Annotated in this window: 1 protein-coding gene; it reads right to left on the bottom strand. The window is 43.1% G+C overall.

Features of this window, described 5'->3' with window-relative positions; all coding sequences use genetic code 11:
- Positions 1 to 122: 122 nt before the first annotated feature.
- Positions 123 to 599 (bottom strand): GNAT family N-acetyltransferase, encoded by a 477-nt coding sequence (locus QTO06_RS25365; RefSeq protein WP_331410356.1) that lies wholly within the window; start codon positions 597 to 599, stop codon positions 123 to 125.
- Between the last annotated feature and the right edge of the window lie 30 nt (positions 600 to 629).

Raw genomic sequence — 629 nt, 5'->3', positions numbered from 1 at the left:
TATAACGCCCAATTAAGGGGTGAACAACGCCTCCACCCAAACCTAAGCCATTGTGCCATAAACACTAAATTTGAAGTAGAAGCAAAAATGCCAAGCGTTGTGAATCCCTCTTAAATTGCTTGTTAGGTGCGTAGCCAAAGTTGGTAAAAGTCTGTTTCATCGTGCTTGGGGTTCTTACGCACGAACTCCCAACCATTGCGCTTATAGAATGTGAGAGCTCGATGGTTAGTTCGGCTTACTGAAAGTACAGCACGCAAACAACCCACTTTACTCAAAGTGCTTACAATATAATCCTGCACTTTTGGAGCGAGTCCTGAACCACGAAAATTCGGCTTTAAGTAAATGAGGTGCACATAGCCAGTCTCCGGCTCAGATGAAAAACTGCGAAACTCTAACTGCCCTGCAAACTGACCATCCACAAATACATGGATATAGAACCATTCTGATGTTGCTAACCTTTCTAAGACACGTTCACGATAACCGCTGATGAAGTCGTCGAAACCATCGTAATGCCCAAAACTACAAAAGTATGCATCTTTTCTCGCAGCAACGCATAATTCGAAATCATCAATGTTTATCTGCCGAAAAGCAACTTCCATACTTACCTTTTCCTTCAAGCACCTAACGCC

Origin of the sequence: Vibrio sp. M260121, assembly GCF_036533715.1 — a bacterium.
GTDB lineage: Bacteria > Pseudomonadota > Gammaproteobacteria > Enterobacterales > Vibrionaceae > Vibrio.
Note: the sequence above shows the minus strand (reverse complement) of the source record. Positions and strands in the feature narration are given on the sequence as shown.